The organism is Dietzia sp. SLG310A2-38A2, from assembly GCF_014145095.1.
Lineage (GTDB): Bacteria > Actinomycetota > Actinomycetes > Mycobacteriales > Mycobacteriaceae > Dietzia.
The window spans coordinates 1-1,858 of sequence record NZ_JAALDX010000513.1 but is presented as its reverse complement, the minus strand read 5'-3'; the positions used below and the strand labels follow the sequence as shown (position 1 = coordinate 1,858).

Sequence of the window (1,858 nt, the reverse complement as noted above, 5' to 3'; positions counted from 1 at the left end):
GGGCCGCGCCTATCCGGAGCGGCCGGGCCGCGCCGGTCGTCCTCGCCCGGGCCCCGGTTGGTTCGGGTGGCCAGAACGCCCAGACCGGCGGCGACGAGGAGCGGGAGCAGGAAGGTGGCGGTCCACAGGCTCGTGATCACGGGAACACCCCCCTCGCGATGAAGGTGGCCATGGCCAACGGCGCGTAGGGGGCGGCCGCGACGATCCCGACGGCCAGGGAGAGCCCGGCGGTGATGACCGCGGGAACGAGGAGGGCGGCGGGTGCCTCGAGCCGGGGCCGTCGCCGGTACTCGGGGGTGTCGTGTCGGGCTTCGGCGCGACCGAACCACATAGCCACCACGGGAGGGAGGAAGTACGCGCTGGTGAGCACCGCGCTGGCCACCAGGACCCAGATCACCCACTGGTTCTCCGAGTCGAGCGCCCCGAGTCCCAGTTCCCACTTGGAGATGAACCCCGCGACAGGTGGCACGCCGATCATGCCGAACGCGCCCACGGTGAACGCGGCGCACGTCCACGGCATGCGGCGGCCGAGTCCGGCCAGGGCCGAGACGGTCTTGATCCCCAGGACCTCGGCGAACAGTCCGGCGCAGAAGAACAGGGTGATCTTCATGAGCCCCTGGTGCACGAGGTGGGCCAGGCCGCCGGCGGTTCCCACCGCGCTCACCATCGTGATCCCCAGCGTGATGTAGGAGACCTGGCTGACGGTCGAGTACGCGAGCCGCTTCTTGAGGTCGTCCTGGAACAGTGCGCGCACCGACCCGTAGATCACGGTGAACGAGGCCACGACGAGCAGCGGCGTCAGAACCCCGAGGGCGGCGGCCACCTCCACGCCGTAGACGTCGTCGATCACGCGCACCAGGCCGAACACGCCCGCCTTGACCACGGCCACCGCGTGGAGCAGGGCGCTGACGGGTGCGGGCGCGACCATCGCGCGCGGCAGCCATCCGTGGAGGGGGAACAGGGCGGCCTTGACACCGAGGCCGGCGACCATGAGGACGAAGATCGCGACGGCCGTGGCCGGTGAGTCGGCCGCGAGCGCGCCCACCGCCTCGACACCACCCGGGGTGAACTCGACGTCGCCGACGAGGGCGGAGAGCCAGACGATCCCGGTGAGCAGGCTCAGTCCGCCGCCGAGCGTGTACAGCATGTAGAGGCGGCCGGAGCGTCGCGCGTCCGCGGTGCCGTTGTGCACCACCAGCGGGTAGGTGACCAGCGTGAGCAGTTCGTAGAACAGCAGGAACGTGACGAGGTTTCCGGAGAAGGCGATGCCGACGGTGGCGGTCACGCACAGGGCGAAGAACCCGAAGAACCGGCTGCGGTGCGGGCGGGCCTCGAGGTAGCCGATGGCGTACACCGTGGTCAGGAGCCACAGCAGGGACGACAGGCCGGCGAACAGCAGGGACAGCGGTTCGACCCGCAGGACGAAGTCGATCCCCGGCAGCAACGCGGTCCGCCACTCGGGCCGGGCGCCGCCCACCACGAGCGGCACCATCAGCGCGATGAGCCCCAGTTTGACCACAGCGGCGCCGAGGTTGACGGTCGATCTCGCGCGGACGCCCCCCTCGGGGATGAGGAAGACGGCCACGGCCGTGAGGAGTGAGATCGCCAGGGGCGCCAGGACGAGCAGGCCTCCGGGGACGAGTCCGATCAGGTCCGTCATCGCGGGCCTCCCGGGGTCTGGCCGACGATCGCGAGCTCGGCCAGCGGGACGGCGGCGAAGGTCGCGCCGACGGTCACCAGGGCGAGAAGCAGGGGCAGCACCGTCACCACGCGCGGCAGGGGGGAGTGCGGGCGGTCCGGTGCGGAGTCGATCCCGTCCTCGGACGCGCCGGCCATCAGGGCCTGCAGCGGGCGCAGG

Annotated in this window: 1 protein-coding gene and 1 pseudogene; both read right to left on the bottom strand. The window is 71.6% G+C overall.

Translation table 11 applies throughout. The features are described from left to right. Positions 1-136 precede the first annotated feature (136 nt). Positions 137-1,660, bottom strand: a complete 1,524-nt coding sequence (locus G6027_RS16365; RefSeq protein WP_182638075.1) for a proton-conducting transporter membrane subunit — start codon at positions 1,658-1,660, stop codon at positions 137-139. After that, a pseudogene (locus G6027_RS16360) lies at positions 1,657-1,858 on the bottom strand (hydrogenase 4 subunit B); the annotation flags it as partial. The pseudogene G6027_RS16360 and the gene G6027_RS16365, both read right to left, overlap by 4 nt.

What these genes read in the sequence shown, in the direction of transcription:
- G6027_RS16365 (WP_182638075.1), bottom strand. Translation starts at nt 1,660, where the DNA reads ATGACGGACCTGATCGGACTCGTCCCCGGAGGCCTGCTCGTCCTGGCG.